At 65.9% G+C, this 20376-nt stretch carries 25 protein-coding genes; 6 read left to right on the top strand and 19 right to left on the bottom strand.

What is annotated here, in order from left to right; translation table 11 throughout:
* The first annotated feature begins 23 nt into the window (after positions 1 to 23).
* Together AZSP09_RS15010 and AZSP09_RS15015 are read left to right on the top strand one after the other, a co-directional pair.
* Positions 24 to 854, top strand: coding sequence for an ExeA family protein (locus tag AZSP09_RS15010; protein ID WP_152090491.1), 831 nt, complete (start codon positions 24 to 26; stop codon positions 852 to 854).
* 10 nt (positions 855 to 864) lie between these two features.
* Positions 865 to 1989: a tetratricopeptide repeat protein gene (locus tag AZSP09_RS15015; RefSeq protein WP_152090492.1), complete on the top strand. Its 1125-nt coding sequence runs from the start codon at positions 865 to 867 to the stop codon at positions 1987 to 1989.
* On the opposite strand, the gene AZSP09_RS15020 is transcribed toward AZSP09_RS15015, so the two are convergent.
* Both AZSP09_RS15020 and AZSP09_RS15025 read right to left on the bottom strand, forming a co-directional pair.
* A complete protein-coding gene (locus AZSP09_RS15020; RefSeq protein WP_152090493.1) occupies positions 1934 to 3748 on the bottom strand; it encodes a PglL family O-oligosaccharyltransferase in 1815 nt (604 codons plus the stop codon). The two genes, AZSP09_RS15015 and AZSP09_RS15020, sit on opposite strands and share 56 nt — an antisense overlap.
* Before the next feature lie 21 nt (positions 3749 to 3769).
* Complete coding sequence (locus tag AZSP09_RS15025; RefSeq protein ID WP_232058907.1) at positions 3770 to 4432, bottom strand: ComF family protein; 663 nt, start codon at positions 4430 to 4432, stop codon at positions 3770 to 3772.
* 148 nt (positions 4433 to 4580) lie between these two features.
* On the opposite strand from AZSP09_RS15025, the gene bioB reads away from it, so the two are divergent.
* The gene (gene bioB, locus AZSP09_RS15030; protein WP_014236398.1) at positions 4581 to 5588 is read left to right on the top strand and encodes a biotin synthase BioB; all 1008 of its coding nucleotides are present in this window, start codon (positions 4581 to 4583) and stop codon (positions 5586 to 5588) included.
* A 5-nt stretch (positions 5589 to 5593) separates the two neighbouring features.
* The gene (locus tag AZSP09_RS15035) at positions 5594 to 6496 is read left to right on the top strand and encodes a methyltransferase domain-containing protein (RefSeq protein WP_152090495.1); all 903 of its coding nucleotides are present in this window, start codon (positions 5594 to 5596) and stop codon (positions 6494 to 6496) included.
* Positions 6497 to 6565: 69 nt separating this feature from the next.
* Here AZSP09_RS15035 and AZSP09_RS15040 read toward each other — a convergent pair whose 3' ends face one another.
* From AZSP09_RS15040 to AZSP09_RS15065, 6 genes are all read right to left on the bottom strand, one after another.
* A complete protein-coding gene (locus AZSP09_RS15040) occupies positions 6566 to 7267 on the bottom strand; it encodes a sulfite oxidase heme-binding subunit YedZ (RefSeq protein WP_152090496.1) in 702 nt (233 codons plus the stop codon).
* Between the two features lie 12 nt (positions 7268 to 7279).
* Entirely contained in the window at positions 7280 to 8218 is a 939-nt protein-coding gene (gene msrP / locus AZSP09_RS15045) for a protein-methionine-sulfoxide reductase catalytic subunit MsrP (protein WP_014236401.1), read from the bottom strand.
* A 46-nt stretch (positions 8219 to 8264) separates the two neighbouring features.
* Positions 8265 to 9041, bottom strand: coding sequence for an anti-sigma factor family protein (locus tag AZSP09_RS15050; RefSeq protein ID WP_152090497.1), 777 nt, complete (start codon positions 9039 to 9041; stop codon positions 8265 to 8267).
* Complete coding sequence (locus AZSP09_RS15055) at positions 9038 to 9538, bottom strand: RNA polymerase sigma factor (RefSeq protein ID WP_152090498.1); 501 nt, start codon at positions 9536 to 9538, stop codon at positions 9038 to 9040. The genes AZSP09_RS15050 and AZSP09_RS15055 overlap by 4 nt, the downstream gene beginning before the upstream one ends.
* 3 nt (positions 9539 to 9541) lie before the next feature.
* Positions 9542 to 9925, bottom strand: coding sequence for a COG4315 family predicted lipoprotein (locus AZSP09_RS15060; protein WP_130459336.1), 384 nt, complete (start codon positions 9923 to 9925; stop codon positions 9542 to 9544).
* Between the two features lie 178 nt (positions 9926 to 10103).
* A complete protein-coding gene (locus AZSP09_RS15065) occupies positions 10104 to 10745 on the bottom strand; it encodes a c-type cytochrome (protein WP_014236405.1) in 642 nt (213 codons plus the stop codon).
* Positions 10746 to 10971: 226 nt separating this feature from the next.
* On the opposite strand from AZSP09_RS15065, the gene yihA reads away from it, so the two are divergent.
* Together yihA and hemB are read left to right on the top strand one after the other, a co-directional pair.
* Positions 10972 to 11730, top strand: coding sequence for a ribosome biogenesis GTP-binding protein YihA/YsxC (gene yihA / locus AZSP09_RS15070; protein ID WP_152090499.1), 759 nt, complete (start codon positions 10972 to 10974; stop codon positions 11728 to 11730).
* Between the two features lie 189 nt (positions 11731 to 11919).
* The gene (hemB, locus tag AZSP09_RS15075) at positions 11920 to 12930 is read left to right on the top strand and encodes a porphobilinogen synthase (protein WP_172974776.1); all 1011 of its coding nucleotides are present in this window, start codon (positions 11920 to 11922) and stop codon (positions 12928 to 12930) included.
* A 67-nt stretch (positions 12931 to 12997) separates the two neighbouring features.
* Here hemB and slmA read toward each other — a convergent pair whose 3' ends face one another.
* From slmA to AZSP09_RS15130, 11 genes are all read right to left on the bottom strand, one after another.
* On the bottom strand, positions 12998 to 13594 hold the full coding sequence (slmA, locus tag AZSP09_RS15080; RefSeq protein ID WP_152090500.1) for a nucleoid occlusion factor SlmA: 597 nt from the start codon (positions 13592 to 13594) through the stop codon (positions 12998 to 13000).
* Positions 13595 to 13626: 32 nt separating this feature from the next.
* Entirely contained in the window at positions 13627 to 14304 is a 678-nt protein-coding gene (locus tag AZSP09_RS15085) for a pyrimidine 5'-nucleotidase (RefSeq protein ID WP_152090501.1), read from the bottom strand.
* Positions 14304 to 15185, bottom strand: a complete 882-nt coding sequence (gene argB / locus AZSP09_RS15090) for an acetylglutamate kinase (protein WP_152090502.1) — start codon at positions 15183 to 15185, stop codon at positions 14304 to 14306. The genes AZSP09_RS15085 and argB overlap by 1 nt, the downstream gene beginning before the upstream one ends.
* 97 nt (positions 15186 to 15282) lie before the next feature.
* Positions 15283 to 15714, bottom strand: coding sequence for an Hsp20/alpha crystallin family protein (locus tag AZSP09_RS15095; RefSeq protein WP_014236411.1), 432 nt, complete (start codon positions 15712 to 15714; stop codon positions 15283 to 15285).
* 83 nt (positions 15715 to 15797) lie between these two features.
* Positions 15798 to 16142 carry a hypothetical protein gene (locus tag AZSP09_RS15100; RefSeq protein ID WP_152090503.1) on the bottom strand — a complete coding sequence of 115 codons (345 nt, stop codon included), beginning with the start codon at positions 16140 to 16142 and terminating at the stop codon, positions 15798 to 15800.
* Between the two features lie 168 nt (positions 16143 to 16310).
* Positions 16311 to 16778: a dihydroneopterin triphosphate diphosphatase gene (gene nudB / locus AZSP09_RS15105; protein ID WP_152090504.1), complete on the bottom strand. Its 468-nt coding sequence runs from the start codon at positions 16776 to 16778 to the stop codon at positions 16311 to 16313.
* The gene (locus AZSP09_RS15110; protein ID WP_152090505.1) at positions 16775 to 17221 is read right to left on the bottom strand and encodes a barstar family protein; all 447 of its coding nucleotides are present in this window, start codon (positions 17219 to 17221) and stop codon (positions 16775 to 16777) included. Before AZSP09_RS15110 ends, nudB begins: the two co-directional genes overlap by 4 nt.
* A 3-nt stretch (positions 17222 to 17224) precedes the next feature.
* Positions 17225 to 17617, bottom strand: coding sequence for a ribonuclease domain-containing protein (locus tag AZSP09_RS15115; protein ID WP_152090506.1), 393 nt, complete (start codon positions 17615 to 17617; stop codon positions 17225 to 17227).
* Positions 17618 to 17632: 15 nt separating this feature from the next.
* Positions 17633 to 19444 carry an aspartate--tRNA ligase gene (aspS, locus tag AZSP09_RS15120; protein ID WP_152090507.1) on the bottom strand — a complete coding sequence of 604 codons (1812 nt, stop codon included), beginning with the start codon at positions 19442 to 19444 and terminating at the stop codon, positions 17633 to 17635.
* Between the two features lie 30 nt (positions 19445 to 19474).
* Positions 19475 to 20116 (bottom strand): DUF502 domain-containing protein, encoded by a 642-nt coding sequence (locus tag AZSP09_RS15125; RefSeq protein WP_014236417.1) that lies wholly within the window; start codon positions 20114 to 20116, stop codon positions 19475 to 19477.
* Entirely contained in the window at positions 20095 to 20367 is a 273-nt protein-coding gene (locus AZSP09_RS15130) for an FmdB family zinc ribbon protein (RefSeq protein WP_130459327.1), read from the bottom strand. Before AZSP09_RS15130 ends, AZSP09_RS15125 begins: the two co-directional genes overlap by 22 nt.
* Between the last annotated feature and the right edge of the window lie 9 nt (positions 20368 to 20376).

A 20376-nucleotide genomic window follows, 5' to 3' on the forward strand; every position in this document is an offset into this window, starting at 1 on the left:
TCTGCCGGAGCCGGGGGGGCGTCGTGTATCTGAAGCATTTCGGATTGGTGGAGTATCCGTTCGGGATTACGCCCGACACCAGTTTTGTCTACGCCACCACCGGCCACCAGGAGGCCTTGAATACCCTTCTGGTGGCGCTTCGTGCGGGAGAAGGATTCGTCAAGATCACCGGGGAGGTCGGCACCGGCAAGACGTTGCTCTGCCGCCGTCTCCTGCAGAATCTGGGCGACAAGTTCGTTACCGCCTATCTGCCCAACCCCAACCTCGAGCCCCGTACCCTCTACCTGGCCCTGGCAGAGGAATTGCGGTTGAAGGTGGCGCCGGATATCGATCAGTACCACCTGCTCAAGTCCCTCAACAAGCGTTTGCTGGATATCGCCCGGGAGGGCAAGTCCACCGTGGTCTGCATCGACGAGGCCCAGGCCATGCCGCTGGAGAGTCTGGAGGCCCTGCGCCTGCTTTCCAATCTGGAAACAGAAAAACGCAAACTGCTGCAGTGGGTCATCCTGGGACAGCCGGAGCTGGACAAAAAACTGGGCATGCCGGAAATCCGGCAACTGCGACAGCGGATCGCCTTCCATTACCGACTGCCCGGACTAGGGCGTCGCGAGGTGGCGGCCTACGTGGCCCACCGCCTGCGGGTGGCCGGTTATCGGGGCGAAGAGCTGTTTTCCTCCGGCGCTATCAAGGGGTTGCACCACGCCAGCCGCGGTACTCCCCGTCTGATTAACATCTTGGCCCACAAGGCCCTGCTGGCCGTATTCGGCGAGGGACACTTCCAGGTAAGGGGTAAGCACATCAAGGCTGCCGCCCGGGATACGGAAGGCACCCGCTCGCTCCGTCTCTGGTGGTAGAAAGGTTGCCATGAGCCTGATCAATCAGATGCTGCAGGATCTGGACCAGCGCCAGGCAGGAGAAGTGCAGCGGGCCCTGCCCAACGAGGTACGCTCCCTTCCTCCGAGCCGTCGTTCTTCCATCCTGCCTTGGGTTATCGCCGGCGGCAGTATCGCCCTGACGACGGCTGCCATTTATTTTTACCTGCCTTTGGCAACGCAAAGTGGGGCTGCGCCTGTGGCCGCGGTCGTGGTGTCTCCCCCTGGAATTCCGACGGGTGAGCCCGCGGTTGCCCCATCCGCGGGGGGCGGCGTGCCGATAGAGGCCCCGGTACCGGCCCCAGCTGCCACGGAGCCCATGCCCTTGCGGCTGTCGGATGTGCTTTCGATGCCCCAGCTGCGGCAATCATCCGTTCCCCAGGAAAACCGGAGTGCGCCGCTGGCGAAGGAGAGCCCTGCGGTTGCACCCGTTCCTGTGACCGTGCCACAAGCCGTCCCTGCCAAAGCTGCGAGCGGGGTTGCTGCCAGTGTTGCGAGCAAAGGTGATACGCGGGATGGACCTGTTCACATCGAAAAAACGCCCCTGCAGCCCACTCCCCAGGAGCGTGCCGAGTCCGAGTACCGGCGGGGTGCTGCCCTGCTGGCCCAGGGACAGCTCAAGTCCGGCATGGATGCACTGCGCTCCTGTCTGAAGGTCGATGGCACTCACGCAGCCGCCCGGCAACTGCTACTCAAAGCATTGCTGGAGCAGCGTTCCTATGATGAGGCCCGGGAGTTGATGTCCGAGGCGGTACAACTTCAGCCCGGACGCTATCAGTGGGCCATGACCCTGGCGCGGCTGCAGATCGAAAAGGGGGATGCGGCAGGCGCCTGGCAGAGCCTGCAGGCCTCCATGGGGGCGGGTGCCAACAACGCCGATTACCAGGGGCTGGCCGGCAATGTCCTGCAGCGGCTGGGCAATGGCAAGGATGCCGCCGAGCACTACCGGGCGGCCTTGCGCCTCAGCCCCAATGACGGCCGCTGGTGGATCGGCCTTGGCCTCGCCCTGGAGTCCCAGGGCAACGGGGCAGAAGCGCGTACGGCCTTCCAGACGGCCCGGGCTAGCGGTTCCCTGACACCGGAGATGGCGGCGTTTGTGGAGCAGCGCCTGCGCTGAATCCGGGGGGCTGCTTGGCGGCCGCCTCGGCCTTTTCCAGGGGGGCTTCCAGCCCTCTGATTTCCGGATACTTGTCGGCCAGCAATCGTACCTGACGCAGTGCCGCTGGCACCCGGGCGGGATAGGCGAGAATGGCCAGCTGCAGCATCTGCTCGGCCTCATCCTGGCGCCCGGCCAGCGCCAGCAAAGCCGGATACTTGAAGGCTAGGCGATCTACCGGCGAGAACAGCAGAGTGTCCGCGGTGATTTCCAGCTTTTCTTCCAGATTGTCCGGACTGATGGGCGCTGCCAGTGCGTAGTAGAGCTGGACGTAGTGGGGAAACAGAGACTCGCCGTAGAGCTTGCTCAAGCGGGTATGCACTTCCGGCCAGGAGGCCTGCTGGGTCGTGTCGATATCCCGCCAGTGCATGGTGTCCTCCAGCAGGGAATAGTCCCGATACAGATTGCCCATGACCCAGATGCCGGCCAGTAGCAGCAGCGCCATTGCCCGGGGGCCGAGCTTGCCCAGGTCGATGGAAATGGGCCTGGGGGCCAGCGCTCCCAGGAGGATGGCCATGGGGCCGAGGAAGAAGGCGTACCACAGGGGGTATTCCAGCTGGCTGTGCAGTCCGACGATGGTGATGGCGGCCAGTCCCCACCAATGTCCATACCCCCATGCCTGCTTCCGGAATTCGCGCCACAGCGCCACACCGACGAGCATCAGGGTCAGCAAACTGGCGATGCCGAATTCGGCCAGCAGCTGGGCGAAAAGGTTGTGGGCGTGCTCCGCCGCACCCGGCAGGCTGCCCGGTGGGACGGAGCTGGCCAGGACGAAGGTCTGCCAGGAGAAACCGCCCAGGCCGACGCCCAGCAGGGGGGCCTGGAGGAAGCTGTTCCAGGCGATCTGCCACAAGGCAAAGCGGGTGGAAATGCCGCCAGGGTCGCTGTACAGGCGCTCACCGGCCGTGATCATGACCATGTCGCCAATGTCGCCAAAATGCTTGGCAATCTCCACCAGCAATGCGGCGGCGATGACCCACCCGGTACCTCTGCGAATCGAAGCAAAGTCGGACTGCCGATAGCCCATGGCAAAACTCAGGAGGGCCGTGGCTGCGATGTACAGATAGACCGAGCGGGAGGCCGTGAAGACGGCGCACAGGGCCAGGGGTATGGCGGCCAGCAGGAACTGCCACGGGCGCAGGCGCTGCCGGGCCTGGAGATAGATGGCGGAGAGGACGCCCAGCCAAAGATAGTCGGCGAACTGGTTGCGTTGCCCCAGGTTGGCAAAGACCTGGCCATTGCGGGTGGGGAAAATGAATTCCAGGCCCAGCCAGTCGGGACGATACAACTGCAGGCCGACGATGAGGAGGCTCATCAGGCCGCCGCAGAGAAAGCCGATGGATAGCGTCTGCGCCAAGCGTTCCAGGCCGGCTTCCCTGACCAGCACCCGGCCCAGCAGCAGCATGAGGCAGGCCCAGATGAGGTAGAGGCAAAAGAGCAGGCCCTGGTGCAGAAAATGGACCTTGCCGGCAACCAGCTGAAACAGGAACAGGGCAATGAGGGCAAAGGGAATCAGTGCGCCCAGGGGCAGGCGCAGATCCTGGCGTGCCGGCTCCCGCAGGAACAGGCTGCTGGCCAGCAGCCCCAGCAGGCCGGCCCACCACTCCGCATAAAAGGAGGGAATGGGGTTGTAGTGGTGCGGATTGAGGAAGGGCAGGCAGGCCATGGCCCCGACCAGGAACAGGCTGCACTGCAGATGGCGCTGATAGGAAAAGGACATCGGGGCGGCTGCGAAAAAAGGCTAATGATGACAGGTGCGGGCAATGACGCCTACATCCACCTGCCGTGCGCCATGCAGTTTCAGGGTTCTGGCACATTCCGAGAGGGTGGCGCCGGTGGTGAGGACGTCGTCAAGCAGGAGCAGCCGTTGGCCGTCGAGGGCGGTGGTGCAATGAAAGGCGCTGCGGACGTTGGCGTGGCGCTTGTCGATGGGCAGTTCTGCCTGGGCCGTTGTCGCTCGCGTCCGTTGGCAGGCCTGGGACAGGACCGGCAGGTTCAGCAGCCGGCCCAGGTGCTTGCCCAGTTCCAGACTCTGGTTGAAGCCCCGCTCGCCCATCCGCTCCCCATGCAGGGGCAGGGGCACGATGGCGTCCCACTGGTCGGCCAGGGGTGCCAGCTGTCGCGCCAGCCCTTCGGCGAAGAGCGGTGCCAGTCCCAGCTGGCCCTGATATTTGAAGGCCTGGATCAGCCGGTCCACGGGATGCTCGTAACGCCATGGGGCCCAGGCGCGGTCGAAGTGGGGAGGCTGTTTCTGGCAGTGGCCACAGGTCAGACCGCCGGTGCCGGGTTCGGCGCAGCGGGGACAGGCATTGGCGCCGAGCAGCGGCAGCTCGTCACGGCAGGCGGCACACAGCATGCCTTCCTCACAGCGGTTGTGGCACAGCAGACAACTGGCCGGAAGCACTGAATTCAAAGAGAATTTCCAGGCCCGCCCGAGGACTTTACGGCTTTGGGCTACAATTGACATTTCACCCGTGCTCCGGGATTATTCATAATTATGAGCCATACTTAATAGTATGGATGCCAGTAGGGTTTTTCGCAAAGGTTTTGCCATGAATGCAGTCGCAGCCGCCGTTTCCGCCACTTCTCCCGCCGCCAATAGTGCTTCCGCCCATGCTGCCACCGACAAGCCGGTGTGGAGCCTGGAGCAGGTGCAGGCCCTGTTCGATCTGCCTTTCATGGACCTGGTCTTCCGCGCCCAGCAGGTGCACCGGGAAAACTTCGACCCCAATGCGATCCAGCGTTCCACCCTGCTCTCCGTGAAGACCGGCGGCTGTTCCGAGGACTGCGGCTACTGTTCCCAGTCCGCCCGCTACAGCACCGACGTGGAGCGGGAAGCCCTGCTGCCCCTGGATGACGTGCTCAAGGCCGCCCAGGCCGCCAAGGACCGGGGTGCATCCCGCTTCTGCATGGGCGCCGCCTGGCGCGGTCCGAAGGACAAGGACCTGGACAAGGTCACCGAAATGATTTCCGCCGTCAAGGCCCTGGGTCTGCAGACCTGCGTCACCCTGGGCATGCTCAAGGACGGCCAGGCCGAAAAGCTGAAGGATGCCGGCCTCGACTACTACAACCACAACCTGGACACGGACAAGGAATTCTACGGCCAGGTGATCAAGAGCCATTGCCAGGAAGACCGTATCGACACCCTGGAGCAGGTGCGGGATGCCGGCATCAACGTCTGTTCCGGCGGCATCATCGGCATGGGCGAAACCCGCAAGAACCGGGCGGCCCTCATTGCCCAGCTGGCCAACCTGCCCAAGGCGCCGGAATCCGTGCCCATCAACAACCTGGTACCGATCCCCGGCACGCCCCTGGCCAACGTCAATCCGGTGGATGGCATCGAGTTCGTGCGTACCATCGCCGCCGCCCGCATCACCATGCCCACTTCTTATGTGCGCCTCTCTGCCGGTCGCCACGAAATGAGCGAGGAGCTGCAGACCCTGTGCTTCCTGGCCGGTGCCAATTCCATCTTCTACGGCGAAGCGCTCCTGACCACCGGCAACTCCCAGGCCGACCAGGACGACGCCATGTTCGCCAAGCTCGGCCTCAAGCCCGTCTAAGCCCCATGGAACAGGCCGCGGCTCCCCTGGTGGATGAGCGCCAGGTGCGGCGCGCCTTTGCGCGCGCCGCTGCCGACTATGACGGCGCCGCCTTCGTCGCCCGGGAAGTGGGTGGCCGCATGGCCGAGCGTCTCGACTACGTGCGCCTGGAACCCGCGCGCATCCTCGATCTTGGCTGTGCCACCGGCGCCGACTTGGCGCCCCTCCAGGCCCGCTATCCCCAGGCTCTCACCGTTGGCGTGGACGCAGTGCCGGCTATGCTGGAGCAGGCCCGGCGCCAGCACCCGGCCAGCGGTCCCCTCGTTTCCCGGCTTCCTACCTGGCTCGGTGGCGGTTCTCGTGGCCCGACCCTGGCGGGCGGCGAGGCGGCCCGGCTGCCCTTTGCCGGCGGCAGTTTCTCCCTGCTCTGGTCCAACCTGATGTTGCACTGGGTGAATGATCCGGAGCCGGTACTCAAGGAATTGCATCGCACCCTGGAAGTCGGGGGGCTGCTGATGTTCTCCACCTTCGGCCCGGACACGCTGAAGGAACTGCGGGCTGCCTTCGGCGATGGCTACGCCCACACCCAGCGCTTCATCGACATGCACGACTGGGGCGATCTGCTGGTCCATTGCGGTTTCGCCGACCCGGTGATGGACATGGAAGTCCTCACCCTGACCTATCCAGACTTTGACGCCCTGGCTGCCGAACTGAAGGCCGCCGGCGACACCGTCGCCATGACGGCGCGTCGCCACGGCCTGATGACGCCCCGTCTGTGGCGCCAGGCAGCCGCCGCCTTCGCCGCCAAGGCCAGGGACGGCCGGGTGCCGGTGACGCTGGAGGTGGTCTACGGCCATGCCTGGAAAACGGCGCCGAAGAAGACTGCCGACGGGCGCAGCATCGTCCGCTTCGATCGCAGCCGCCCCTAGCGGTCAAGCCTTCCCCATCTTCCCGATACTGGCGGGCCCTGGGCGCACGAGTGCCCAGGGCCCTTTGTTTTAGCGCTTCTTCGGCATCCCCAGGGCCGCCGCCGCGTCCCGCTTCATGAAGACGACAGGCTGCACTGCCGGCGGCGTGCTGCGGGTCGGCCAGGGGCCGTTCAGCCGGATGCGTTCCACCACGCGCCATCCCAGCAGGATGGCCAGGACCAGGGCGTAGATGATGGGGTCCAGCAGGGCCACCCGTTTCACCAGCCACAGGTAATGCACCACCCCCAGGATCGCCACCGCATAGACCGCCCGGTGCAGGCTCTGCCAGCGCTTGCCGCCGAGGCTGCGGATGGCGGCGTGGCTGGAGGTCAGGGCCAGGGGCAGCATCAGCAGGAAGGCGGTGGCGCCGACGGTGATGAAGGGGCGCTTCCAGATATCCCGGGCGATGGCGTCCACATCCCAGAACTGGTCCAGCCAGAGGTAGGTGAGCAGGTGCAGGCAGCCGTAGGCGAAGGCCGTCAGCCCCAGCATGCGGCGCAGGCGCAGCAGCCAGTGCCAGCCGGAGAGCTTGCGCAGGGGCGAGACGCACAGGGTGAGAAAGAGGAAGTTGAGGGTCCAGATGCCCATGCCCCGGGTCAGGGCTTCGATGGGATTGGCCCCAAGGCTGTCCGACCACAGGCCGTGGGCGTAGTGCAGGGCCGGCAGCAGGGTGAGCAGGAACAGGGCGGCCTTGATGGCGGTAAGTTGGCGTGGGGTGGGCTGGAAGGTCATGGGCGGAAGATGTCAGAAGAAGCGGCGCAGGTCCATGCCGCTGTAGAGGCCGGCCACCTGGTCGGCGTAACCGTTGAAGGGAAGGGTCTTGCGCTTGATGAATTCGCCGATGCGGCGCTCCGTCGCCTGGCTCCAGCGGGGATGGTCCACCGCCGGATTGACGTTGGAGTAGAAGCCGTATTCGCTGGGGCCGGCCTTCATCCAGGTGCTGCGGGGCTGTTCGCGGACGAAGCGGATGCGCACGATGGACTTGGCGCTCTTGAAGCCGTACTTCCACGGCACCACCAGACGGATCGGTGCCCCGTTCTGGGCCGGCAGCACCTCGCCGTAGAGGCCGACGGCCAGCAGGGTCAGGGGGTGCTGGGCCTCGTCCAGGCGCAGTCCTTCCACATAGGGCCAGTCCAGTAACGGAGAGCGGACGCCGGGCATCTGCTGGGGGTCCGCCAGGGTGACGAATTCGACGAAGCGGGCCTGGCCGTTGGGTTCCACCTGCCGGATCAGCTCCGCCAGGGGAAAGCCGACCCAGGGAATCACCATGCTCCAGCCTTCGACACAGCGCATGCGGTAGATGCGCTCCTCCAGGGGCGCCAGCTTCAGCAGGTCGTCGATGGAAAAAGTGCGGGGGCGCTTGATCTCCCCTTCCACGGTGACGGTCCACGGCCGGGTCTTGAGGCGGCCGGGTGCGTGGCGGGCCGGGTCCTCCTTGTCCGTGCCGAACTCGTAGAAGTTGTTGTAGCCGGTGACCGACTTGAGGGGCGTCAGCTTTTCGTCGCTGCTCAAGGGGCTGGGGCGCAGGGTGCCGAGGCTGCCGGCCTGGCTGATCTGGGGCAGCCCCAGGCCGGCCAGGGCGGCGCCGGCGCCGAGGCCTTTGAGCAGGGCACGGCGACCCCGGGCCAGGGGCTCCGGCGTAATCTCGGATGGCAGCAGGTCGGGGGGGCGGCGGATCAGCATGGGCGGCTCCGGAGGTGAGGATTGGGCAGGCTCGGGGCGGGCCGGCCTAGCGGGCTTCCAGTTGTTGATAGACCTGGGTGGCGATTGTGCCCAGGCTTGCCTTGTCCAGCGTGCCGGACAAAGCATAGCCGAAGCGACCGTCCACCCAGTAGAAAACGCTGACGTCCCCTTCCCGGCTGAAACGGAAGGAGGTGTCGCCACTGCCGCTGGCTTCGCCGCTGACATAGAGGGTCAGGCGCTGGCCGCCCCCGTCCTGGTACATGAACAGGGCCACAGGGCCCTGGCCGCCCGGCAGCAGGCGCCCGCCCACCAGTTCGAAGCCCTGGGCGCCGAGGCGGGGCGGGCGCAGGGGGGCGCCGAGCCGTTTCGACAGCCAGGCGGCCAGATGGGTTTCCTGGTCGGCGCCGACTTCCACCGGGTGGCGCACCTCCGGTGTATACACCGCGTGGGCGATGGCCGCCTGGCGGGGCAGGGCCGCAGCCAGGTTGGGCGACGGCAGGTAGGTATGGGCCTGCCAGCCGGCCAGGGCGCCCGACAGCATCAGCAGCACCGCGGCGGCGCTCTGCCAGGGCCAGGTGAGGAAGCGCTGCCGGAGGAGGGGTGCCGGCCGGGGTAGTTCCTGCAGGTGCTCCGGAATGTCCTCCTCCAGCACCGGCTGGAAGAGGGACTGCAGGGCCCGGTTCTGGGCCTGGTAGGCCTGCAGTCGGGCGTGGGTGTCGGGATGTTGTTCCAGGTACGACTCCACCTGAGTTTGCCGCTCGGCGGGCAGGCGCTGGTCCGCCCAGGCCTGGAGCTCGTCTTCGTGAATGGGTTGGGGCGTCATGGTACGACCCTCAAATGGGTGACGCCGGACTCCGGCGCCATGAGGCGGCGCAGATGCTCGCGGCCGCGAAAGAGGCGCGACATGACGGTGCCCCGGGGGATGGCCAGGGTTTGGGCAATGGCGTCGTAGCTCATGTCTTCCAGTGCCACCAGCAGGATCACCGCCCGTTGCTCCTCCGGCAGGCGGTAGAGGGCTGCCGCCAGGTCGGCCAGTTCCAGGGCGTCGCTCTGGGTGGGGCGGGTACCCGGTTCCGGGATTCGCTCGTCCAGTGACTGGGGGGCGATGCCGGGGCGGCGCAGCTGATCCAGGCGCAGGTTGTGCATGATGGAGAACAGCCAGGGGCGCAGGGGGCGGTCATCCTGCCAGCTGCGGCGCCGGCTCCAGGCCCGTTCCAGGGTGTCCTGCACCAGGTCGTCCGCCGCCGCCCGGTCGCCCACTAGGGCCCGGGCGTAGCGGCGTAGCCGGGGAATCTCTGCCAGGAGCGGCGCTTCCTCCATGGTTCAGGGCTTGGCCACGTGCCAGACGTTGTTTACGCCGTCGCCGCTGCGGTCTCCCGGCTTCTGGTCCTTGATCCAGTAGTAGAGGGGCTTGCCCCGGTAGGCCCACTGCTTCTTGCCGTCGTCCCGGGTGAGGACGCTGAAGTGGCCGTTGGCCCGGTCCATCTCGTTGGCGAACAGGGGCGGCCAGTTGCTGGCACAGGGGCCGTTGCAGACGCTCTTGCTGCCGTCCGCCGGGTCCTTGTCGAAGACGTAGAGGGTCATGCCGTTGCTGCCGGTGAGGGCGTCCTGGGCGACCATGGCTGGAGCGGGGCCGCCGCCGTAACTGGCGCAGGCGGCCAGTCCGGTGGCGAGAACGATGCCGGCGATGCAGGTGTGGATTTTCATGGTGATCTCCGTAGGGTGATGTTGCATACGGATATACGGAAATCCCCGGCCGCCAATTCCCTCCGGCGGCAAATAATTTCCGTGGCTGGCGGTAGGACCGCCGGTGCCGGAAAAAATGCCGCGGAAAAAGAAAAAGGGTGGCAAATGCCACCCTTTTCGGTGCTGCTGGGAGTGCGGCTTAGCGCAGGCCGGCAGCGTACTCGGCCACGGCCTTGATTTCCTGATCGCTCATCTTGGCAGCGATGGTGCGCATCATCTTTTCCGGATCGTTGCCGCGCTCGCCGGAGCGGAAGGTCTTCAGCTGGTTCTCGGTGTATTCAGCCCACTGGCCGGCCAGACGGGGGAACTGGGCGGGCAGGCCGGCACCGGCAGCGCCGTGACAGCCGGCACAGGCGGGGATGCCCTTCTTCACGTCGCCGGCGCGCCACAGCTTCTGGCCCTGAGCCACCAGCTTTTCGTCCTTGGCCACCTGGGGCTTCAGGGTCTGGGCGGCGAAGTAGGCGGCCACGTTCTTCATGTCGTCTTCGGTGGCCAGGGTGGCGGCCATGCCGGCCATGATGGCGTTGTTGCGCAGGGGCGCCTTGCCGTCGGCACCGGGCTTGAAGTTGGACAGCTGCTTGACGATGTATTCGGGGATCTGGCCGGCCAGGTTGGGGTTGGCGGCAGCCAGGCTGTTGCCGTCGGTGCCGTGACAGGCGCCGCAGACGGCTTCAGCAATGGGCTTGCCCTTGGCGGGGTCCGGTTTGGCAGCAGCTTCCGGGTTGGCGTGGGCGGTGAAGCTGGCGGCGAGCAGAAGCGCCAGAGCCGTGGTGCGAATCATGTCCAAACTCCTTCTATCGATCCAAAAAATTCGGTATAGACGCTAGGCCGCCGGAGCGGGATCGCGCGGCCCCTCCCGGGAGGCCAGGGTTATTCTTTGAGCATTGCTGCGGCCGGAGTTTGCCTCGCCTGGGGGCTGAACCCCGTGAAAGCAAAAGCCGAAACCCTGCTATTCTATATCACTTCGGTGCTCCGAAGCGAGGAGCGGAAAAAGGAGAAGGCCCACCATGGCCCTGTTTCAAAAGGCGGTTTTTTTAACCACCGTCGCCCATTTGCGGGATCTGCCCGAGGACGCCCTGGCGGAGGTGGCTTTTGCCGGCCGTTCCAACGCCGGCAAGTCGTCCGCCATCAATACCCTGGCCAACCACACCCGGCTGGCTTTCGTTTCCAAAACTCCCGGCCGCACCCAGCACCTGAACTTCTTCAAGCTGGAAGAGGGCAAGTTTCTGGTGGACCTGCCCGGCTACGGCTATGCCAAGGCGCCGGAGGAAATCCGTTCCCAGTGGGAGGGCCTGCTCGGCCCCTACCTGCAGCACCGCGGGCCGTTGTCCGGCCTGGTGTTGATCATGGACAGCCGCCATCCCCTGACGGAGCTGGACCAGAACCTGATCGACTGGTTTGCTGCCACGGGCAAGCCCCTGCACATCATGCTGTCCAAGGCGGACAAGCTGACGCGGCAGGAACAGTCCCTGGTTTTGCGTCAGGTCAAGGCCGCCATGGCCGATCTGGGGGAACGTTGCACCGTCCAGCTGTTCTCCAGCCTGAAGAAGACCGGCGTCGAGGAGGCGGAGAAGGTGATTGCCGGCTGGATGGGCATGGAAGTGCCGCCGCCGCGCCCGGCGCCGCCGCCCCGGCCGATCCGTTCGGCCAAGAGCGCCGCCGGTGCCAAGCAGAACCGGACCCACGCCCCGGGCAACAAGAAAGCCGTGCTGGCGGGGGGCAAACCGGCCAAACCGAAGCCGACCAAGGCTCCGGCACAGAAATAAAAAAGCCCCCGGTAAAGGGGTAACCGGGGGCCGAAATGCCTTAATTAACTTGATTAAGGCACCCGCTCAGGGAGGTAAAGCGGGAGACGGTGTGAGCCATCTGCGTTCTAAGAGAGGCCTTGGGGGAGAGAAGTTCCCAAACCGTGCAATTTTTTTGAAAATTTTTTACTGGGTTCAGAACCGCCTGCCATGACTAGCCAAACCATCCCCGGAAAGTTCTCCGCCACCCGCATGCGGCGCATGCGCCGCGATGATTTCTCCCGTCGTCTGATGCGTGAGTCCGTGCTCACTGCGGACGACCTGATCTATCCCGTTTTCGTCCTCGAAGGCAGCCAGCGCAGTGAAGCCGTCGCCTCCATGCCCGGCGTCTGCCGCCAGAGCCTGGACCTGCTGCTGCATACCGCCGAGCGCGCCCTCAAGCTGGGCGTGCCCGCCCTGGCCCTGTTCCCGGTGGTGGACGGCAGCCGCAAGAGCCTGGATGCGGCCGAGGCCTACAATCCGGAAGGCCTGGTGCCCACCGTGGTGCAGGCCCTGAAGAAGGAATTCCCGGAGCTGGGCGTCATCACCGATGTGGCCCTGGACCCCTACACCATCCATGGCCAGGACGGGCTGATCGACGCCAGCGGCTACGTGCTCAACGACGAGACCGTGGAGGTGCTGATCAAGCAGGCCGTCTGCCACGCCCAGGCCGGCGCCGACGTGGTGGCGCCCTCCGACATGATGGATGGCCGCATCGGCAGCATCCGCCAGGCCCTGGAAGCGGAAAAGCTGATCTACACCCGCATCCTGGCCTATTCCGCCAAGTACGCCTCCGCCTTCTACGGCCCCTTCCGGGAGGCCGTCGGCTCCGCCGCCAACCTGGGCAAGGGCAACAAGTACACCTACCAGATGGACCCGGCCAATACGGACGAGGCCCTGCGGGAAGTGGCCCAGGACCTGGAAGAGGGGGCCGACATGGTGATGGTGAAGCCGGGCATGCCCTATCTGGACATCGTGCGCCGGGTCAAGGAGCAGTTCGGCGTGCCGACCTACGCCTATCAGGTGAGCGGCGAGTACGCCATGCTCAAGGCCGCCATCCAGAACGGCTGGCTGGCCGAGGAAGCCTGCGTCCTGGAGGCCCTGCTGTCCTTCAAGCGGGCCGGCGCCGACGGCATCCTCACCTACTTCGCCCTGGATGCGGCGGCGTGGCTGCGCAAGTAAGCGATCGCTTACTCCAATGAAAAAGGGCGCCGCGGCGCCCTTTTTCATTGTCCATGGCGATTGGAAGTCAGGCTGCCTGGCTGAGGCAGGCCCCGTACAGCATGGGCCATTGCTGGGGCCATTGGGCCAGGGGCTCCCGGCTGAAGCCGCTCTTGGTGTATTGCTGCCAGCGGCCGCTGACGTGGCACAGCAGCAGGTTGGCCAGGGCAGCGAAGTCGGTGGCGGGGCTCAGGCCCTCCTGGGTGGCCGCCACCTTGAGGGACTGCCGCAGGGCCGCCTCCAGCTTTTCCAGCAACTGGTTGATGCGGGCCTGCAGGCGCTCGTTTTCGTGCACCAGGGCATCGCCGGTGAGGACCCGGGTCATGCCCCGGTTGCGCTGGGCAAAGCCCAGCAGCAGGTGCAGGATCAGTTCCACCTGCTTCAGGCCCATTTCCTCTTCCGCCGTGATCTGGTTGATGAGGCCCAGCAGGCTGGTCTCGATGAATTCGATGAGACCCTCGAACATCTGGGCCTTGCTGGCGAAGTGACGGTAGAGGGCGGCCTCGGAGCATTCGAGGCGGGCGGCCAGGGCGGCCGTGGTGATTTTCTCGCCCTGGGGCTGTTCCAGCATGGCCGCCAGGGTTTGCAGTATCTGCAGCTTGCGTTCGCCGGGCTTGCTGGCCATGGTGCTTCTCCCCCTTGTTGTTGGTGGGGAAATTATAGCTGGCGCAGGGCCCGGGGCAGGTCCAGGATGTTGCGCAGGGTGACGTCCACATAGGCCGGCTGGCGCAGTCTGGCGGCGGAGTCAGTGCTCACCCAGACGGTCTTCAGGCCGAGCCGTTTGGCCGTGGCCAGATTCGGCAGGCTGTCCTCCACCATGATGCAGCGGTGCGGATTCAGGCCCTCGGCCCGGAACAGGTGGCGAAAGCCGTGGCTCTCGGGCTTGGGCCGGAAACGCACCCGCTCCACCGAATAGGCGGCGGCGAAGCAGTCGGCGATGCCGGTGGCCTCGAGCACGGCCTCGGTGTAGTGCTGGGGGCCGTTGGAGAAGACGATCTTGCGTCCCGGCAGGCGCTGCAGCATGGCCTTGACCCCCCGCTGGAAGACGATGCCGGGTAGCAATACCTCCAGGTCGTGGGTTTCCCGCAGGAAATGGTGGGGGTCGATGTCGTGGTGCCGGATCAGGCCCAGCAGGGTGGCGCCGTAGCGGTGCCAGTAGTCCTGGCGCAGGGCCTGGGCGGCCGCCTCGTCCAGGGCCAGGTGGTGCTGGATGTAGGCGGTCATGGCCCGGTTGATGTGGGGGAAGATGTGGGGGCTGGCGTTGTGCAGGGTGTTGTCCAGATCGAAGATCCAGACCGGCTGGCCACCCTGCCGCCAGCCCCGGGGCATGGCCATCAGTGGCTCTTGATCATGGTGCCGACGCCGTGGTCGGTGAGGATTTCCAGCAGCAGGGCATGTTCCACCCGGCCGTCGATGATGTGCACGCTCTTCACGCCGTTGCGGGCGGCATCCAGGGCGGAGCTGATCTTGGGCAGCATGCCGCCGGAGAGGGTGCCGTCCTCCACCATGTCGTCGATCTGCTTGGGGGTGATGCCGGTGATGAGCTGGCCGGCCTTGTCCAGCACCCCGGGGGTGTTGGTCAGCAGCACCAGCTTCTCGGCCTTGAGCACCTCGGCCACCTTGCCGGCCACCACGTCGGCATTGATGTTGTAGGTTTCGCCATCCTTGCCGACCCCGATGGGGGCGATCACCGGGATGAAGCCGGCGCCTTCCAGGTTGCCGATGAGGGAGGGGTCGATCTGCACGATGTCGCCCACCTGGCCCACGTCGATCAGGTCGTCGGGGTTTTCCTTGTTCGGCAGCAGCAGCTTCTCGGCCCGGATCATGCCGCCATCCTTGCCGGTGAGGCCCACGGCCTTGCCGCCGGCGCGGTTGATGAGATTGACCACGTCCTTGTTCACCTGGCCGCCCAGGACCATTTCCACCACTTCCATGGTTTCGGCGTCGGTGACGCGCATGCCCTGGATGAATTCGCCCTTCTTGCCGACCCGGCCGAGCATGTTCTCGATCTGGGGGCCGCCGCCATGGACCACCACCACGTTCATGCCCACCAGCTTCAGCAGCACCACGTCCCGGGCGAAGCATTGCTTGAGGTGCTCGTCGGTCATGGCGTTGCCGCCGTATTTGACGACGATGGTGCGGCCGTGGAAGCGCTTGATGTAGGGCAGGGCTTCGGCCAGGATGGCGGCCTGCTGGGCGGGGGTGGGGGTGGTCATGGTGTTTCCCGAATGAAAGACCCGGGAATTCTACCCGCCGGGGGGCGGAAAGAAAAAGCCGGCAGTGGCTGCCGGCTGTCTGGGGAGCGGTGCAGGCTCAGTCGATGGTGAGGCGCTTGCTGCTGGCGGCTGCCCGTTTGGGCAGGGTCAGTTCCAGCACGCCGTCGTTGAACCTGGCGGAAGCCTGGGCGTCATCGATGTCCTGGGCCACCTGGAAGGAGCGGGAAACCTTGCCGAAGTAGCGTTCGGAGCGCAGCAGGCGCTGGCCTTCCTTCACTTCCTTTTCCTGCTTGACCTCGGCGCTGATGGCCACGGTGTTGCCTTCCACATGGACATGGATGTCCTCCTTCTTCACGCCCGGCAGTTCGGCGTGTACCAGATAGGCCTTTTCATCTTCCTTGACGTCCATCTTGATACTGGGCGCCTGGGTCTGGTTGGAAAACTCCACCGGGCGCACGAAGAAACCCCGGAACAGGTCGTCGAGCGGGTCCAGTCCGGCTTGGCTGAGGCGGGTCAGGTGATTGCTCATGATGATCTCCTTCAAGGACTCAGGGTGGATGCCATATCCATACGGCACCTTCTATTTCCTATATAGGGCATGGCAAAAACTTTTCAAGGGCGTGCGTTCTGCCCCTCCCCGCGGGCCTCCCAGTACTCGTTGCAGCGGCCCCGGGCCAGGCTCTGGGCGAACTTGGGGCTGCGGATCTGGGGCTCCTCATAGACCTGGCGCGCCAGTGACTGGAGAAAGGCGGCATGGGCCTCTTCGGCCGGCAGGGGGCGCAGGGGGCGTCCCTTGTCCCGGTCGCCGAGGGCCTGCAGGGCTACGTCCTCGGCCCGGTTGCACAGCTTCAGGCGCGGCGCCTCCGGGTGGTCGTCGGCCACCGCCACCGGATGGCCGTGGGCCAGGACCAGGGAGGAACAGAGGAGCAGCAGGCAGAACAGGGCGGGACGGCGCATGGCGGAGATGAGGCGGCAATGACGATGGCCAATGGAAGCACGAAGGCCACCAGCAGCGCCAGGGCCGGCATCAAAAAGGGACGGGCATGACGAGCCGGGGTGCCGGCAGGGCAAGGCGTGGTGAGGCGCTGCGGCAGTAGCGGCCTGGGATGGCCGTCCCTTGGGCCTCTAGGGCTGGGCCAGCTGGAGAATGGCGTCCCGGTTGGTCCAGGAGAAGACCTTGTCAGCAGCTTCCTGCCAGGGCAGCCAGCAGTAGTCCAGGTGTTCGCCCGGTGCCAGGGTCACCGGCCGGGGCGCCGGCAGCTCCAGAGAATAGACGTGTTCGGTGTTGTGGGTGACGCCGGGGGCGTAGCGATGGCGCCATTCGAGAAAAATCTCGAAGACGTGGCTCTGCTGCCAGTTGCGCAGGGGTAGACCTTCGCCGGCGATGTCGATGCCGGTCTCCTCCAGCACCTCGCGCCGGGCCGTGGCGTCCAGGGGCTCGTCGCCCTCCTGGCTGCCGGTGACGGATTGCCAGTAGCCCGGGTGGGAGGCGCGCTCGAGCAGGAGAATCTGCCGCTCCGGAGTGTGGATCAGCACCAGTACGGAAACGGGCCGCTTGTAGGGCTTGGGCGTTTCGCCCGGGGTGGCGCTCACGCCGGCAGGGAATCCAGGGCCAGGCCGGGGACGGCGAAGAGTGCCCACAGGGGGCGGCCCTGTTCCCGCCATTCGTCGCCGGCGGCCTGCAGCACGGCGATGAGGGTGTCCACCGGACTGCCCTCGTCATCTTCATCCGCGCCCGCGGCAGGGGCGCCGGTGAACAGCAGCAGGCAGCCCTGGCCCGGGCTGGCCGCCAGGTCGGTGAGGCAGTCGTAGAGGGCGTCGAAATTGGCGCCGTAGTGTTCGGGGAATTGCAACTGCCGTCCCAGCTCGGCGAGGAAGTCGCCGTCCAGGCCGATCTCGGCCACGCTCAGGCCCAGTTGTCGGGCGGCGGCTAGGGCGACCTGCGCCTGGTCCGGGCGCAGGCGGAAGGGGCCGGCCAGGTCTGCTTTGGCCAGCAAGGTGGGAAAGTCGGGAGTGCGGGATGGTTTGCCGGTCATGGTTCAGTCCCGCAGACGACGGAAGCTGCGGTAGTGGTCGTCGGTGTAGTAGAAGACCACCGGCGGCTGGCCGCCGGCGATGAGGCGGCGGGCCCCCCGGTTGCGGGCGCCGGGGGTGTCCACCGTGTACTCGCGGTAGTAGCCCCGGGGCTGCAGGGGCAGGCGCCGTTCGAAGTTGCCGAAGGTGCTGCCGTCCTTGGGGTAGGGGAAGGGGCCGCCGCGATGGATCAGGTTGAGGGTGCTGCGGGCCTCGGCCGGCAGCTCCTGGACGGAGACGCTGGTATCGCCGAAAGCCGGGCCGGGATTGGGTTCCCGGGCCGCGGCCGGCCCCGCCAGCAGCCCGCCCAGCAGGGCCAGGCCGGCCAGCAGGGAGGGCAGGAGGCGGGAGCGGCGCATGGCGGTGGGCTTGCTTTAGCCCTTGCTGACTTCGACCTGGGCTTCCACCTTCTGGCGCAGGCGGATGTGCAGCTCCTTCAGCTGCTTCTCGTCCACGTCGGAGGGAGCGTCGGTGAGCAGGCACTGGGCGCGCTGGGTCTTGGGGAAGGCGATGACGTCGCGGATGGATTCGGCGCCGGCCATCATGGTGACGATGCGGTCCAGACCGAAGGCCAGGCCGCCGTGGGGCGGGGCGCCGTACTTGAGGGCGTCGAGCAGGAAGCCGAACTTGAGCTGCTGTTCTTCCGCACCGATGGCCAGGGCTTCGAAGACCTTGGACTGCACTTCGGCCTTGTGGATACGCACGGAGCCGCCGCCGATTTCCCAGCCGTTGAGGGCCAGGTCATAGGCCTTGGCCAGACACTTGCCCGGATCGGTGAAGAGGTATTCCTCGTGGCCGTCCTTAGGGCTGGTGAAGGGGTGGTGACAGGCGGTCCAGCGCTTGTCGTCCTCGTCGTACTCGAACATGGGGAAATCCACCACCCAAAGGGGTTCCCAGGCCTTGCCGTTGAGGTAGCCCTTCTCGTGGCCGAGCTTGACGCGCAGGGCGCCGAGAGCATCGTTCACCACCTTGGTCTTGTCGGCGCCGAAGAAGATCAGGTCGCCGGACTGGGCGCCGGTGCGCTCCAGAATGCCCTTGAGGGCAGCTTCGTGCAGGTTCTTGACGATGGGGGACTGCAGACCGGTCTCGTTGGGCTGGGAGGCGTCATTGACCTTGATGTAGGCCAGGCCCTTGGCGCCGTAGATGCCGACGAACTTGGTGTATTCATCGATCTCGCCGCGGGTCAGAGCGGTGGCACCAGCAGCACCGCCGGGCACGCGCAGGGCGGCGACACGGCCGCCGCTGGTGGCCGGGCCGGAGAAGACCTTGAAGGCCACGTCGGCCACCAGGTCGGTGACTTCGGTCAGTTCCAGGGTGACGCGCAGGTCCGGCTTGTCGGAGCCGAAACGGTTCATGGCTTCGGCGTAAGTCATGCGCGGGAAGGGGGCGGGCAGTTCGACGGCCAGGGCTTCCTTGAAGACGTAGCGCACCATCTCTTCCATGATGGCGGTGATCTGGTCTTCGGTGAGGAAGGAGGTCTCGATATCGACCTGGGTGAATTCGGGCTGGCGGTCGGCGCGCAGGTCCTCGTCGCGGAAGCACTTGGTGATCTGGTAGTAGCGGTCGAAGCCGGCCACCATCAGCATCTGCTTGAACAGCTGGGGGGACTGGGGCAGGGCGAAGAACTGGCCCGGATGCACGCGGGAGGGCACCAGGTAGTCGCGGGCGCCTTCCGGGGTGCTCTTGGTGAGCATGGGGGTTTCGATGTCGATGAAGCCCTGGCCGTCGAGGAAGCGGCGGAAGGCCATGGCCGTCTTGTAGCGCAGCATCATGTTCTTCTGCATCTGGGGCCGGCGCAGGTCGATGACCCGGTTGGTCAGGCGCACGTTCTCGGACAGGTTGTCGTCGTCCAGCTGGAACGGGGGCGTCACCGCGGCGTTGAGCACTTCGATTTCATGGCAGAGGATTTCGATCTCGCCGCTGGCCATGTTGGGGTTCACGGTGCCTTCGGGGCGGGGGCGGACCTTGCCGGTGATCTTCAGCACGAACTCGTTGCGCACGGACTCGGCCACCTTGAACATGTCGGCACGGTCCGGGTCGCACACCACCTGGGCCAGGCCTTCCCGGTCCCGCAGGTCGATGAAGATGACGCCGCCGTGGTCGCGCCGCCGGTGAGCCCAGCCGCAAAGGGTGACTTCCTGGCCGTTCAGGCCGGAATTGAGTTGTCCGCAATAATGAGTACGCATGGTGATTCCAGAAGGGTTGATTCTTGTGGTTCAGTGATGGGGCTGGGGCGGCGGCAGGTGCCGGGCCGGCGGTGCGACGACGCCCATGGAAATGATGTACTTGAGGGCCTCGTCCACGCTCATTTCCAGTTCGATGGTGTCGCTGCGCGGCAGCATCAGGAAAAAGCCGGAAGTGGGGTTGGGCGTGGTCGGCACATAGACGCTGACGTAGTCTCCCACCAGGTGATTGACCACGTCGCCGCCGGGCTGGCCGGTGAGGAAGGCGATGGTCCAGGAACCCTGGCGCGGGTATTGCACCAGGAGGGCCTTGCGGAAAGCCTGGCCGCTCTGGGAGAAGAGGGTGTCGGAAACCTGCTTGACGCTGTTATAGACCGAATTGACCACCGGGATGCGGGCCAGCAGCTTTTCCCACCAGCGCACCAGCTTTTCGCCGATGAAGTTGGCCGCCGCCACCCCGGTGACGAGGATGATCAGCAGGGTGAGGATGGCGCCGGCCCCCGGAATGTCGAAGCCGAACAGGTTGCGCGGATGGATCGCCTCCGGCAGCAGCCGCAGCGACTGATCCATGGTGCCGATGATCAGGTTCAGCACCCAGGCCGTGATGGCCAGGGGCACCCAGATCAGCAGCCCGGTGATGAAATAGCGTTTGATCAGCTGCCCGCGCACGCGCATGCTCCGTCGCCGCCCTGGCAGGGCGGCGGGTTGTCGGCCTTCTTGCTGCTGGCCGGGGAGGCGCCGCTACCGCCCTTGAAGTCGGTGGCGTACCAGCCGGAACCCTTGAGCTGGAAGCCGGCGGCAGAAATCTGCTTGGCGTAGCCGTCCTTGCCGCACTGGGGACAGGCGGTCAGGGGGGCGTCGCTCATCTTCTGCATGTGGTCCTGCTGATGGCCGCAGGCGGGGCAACGGTATTCGTAAATCGGCATGAGGAACTC

Source organism: Azospira sp. I09, from assembly GCF_009177135.1.
Classification (GTDB): Bacteria; Pseudomonadota; Gammaproteobacteria; order Burkholderiales; family Rhodocyclaceae; genus Azospira; species Azospira oryzae.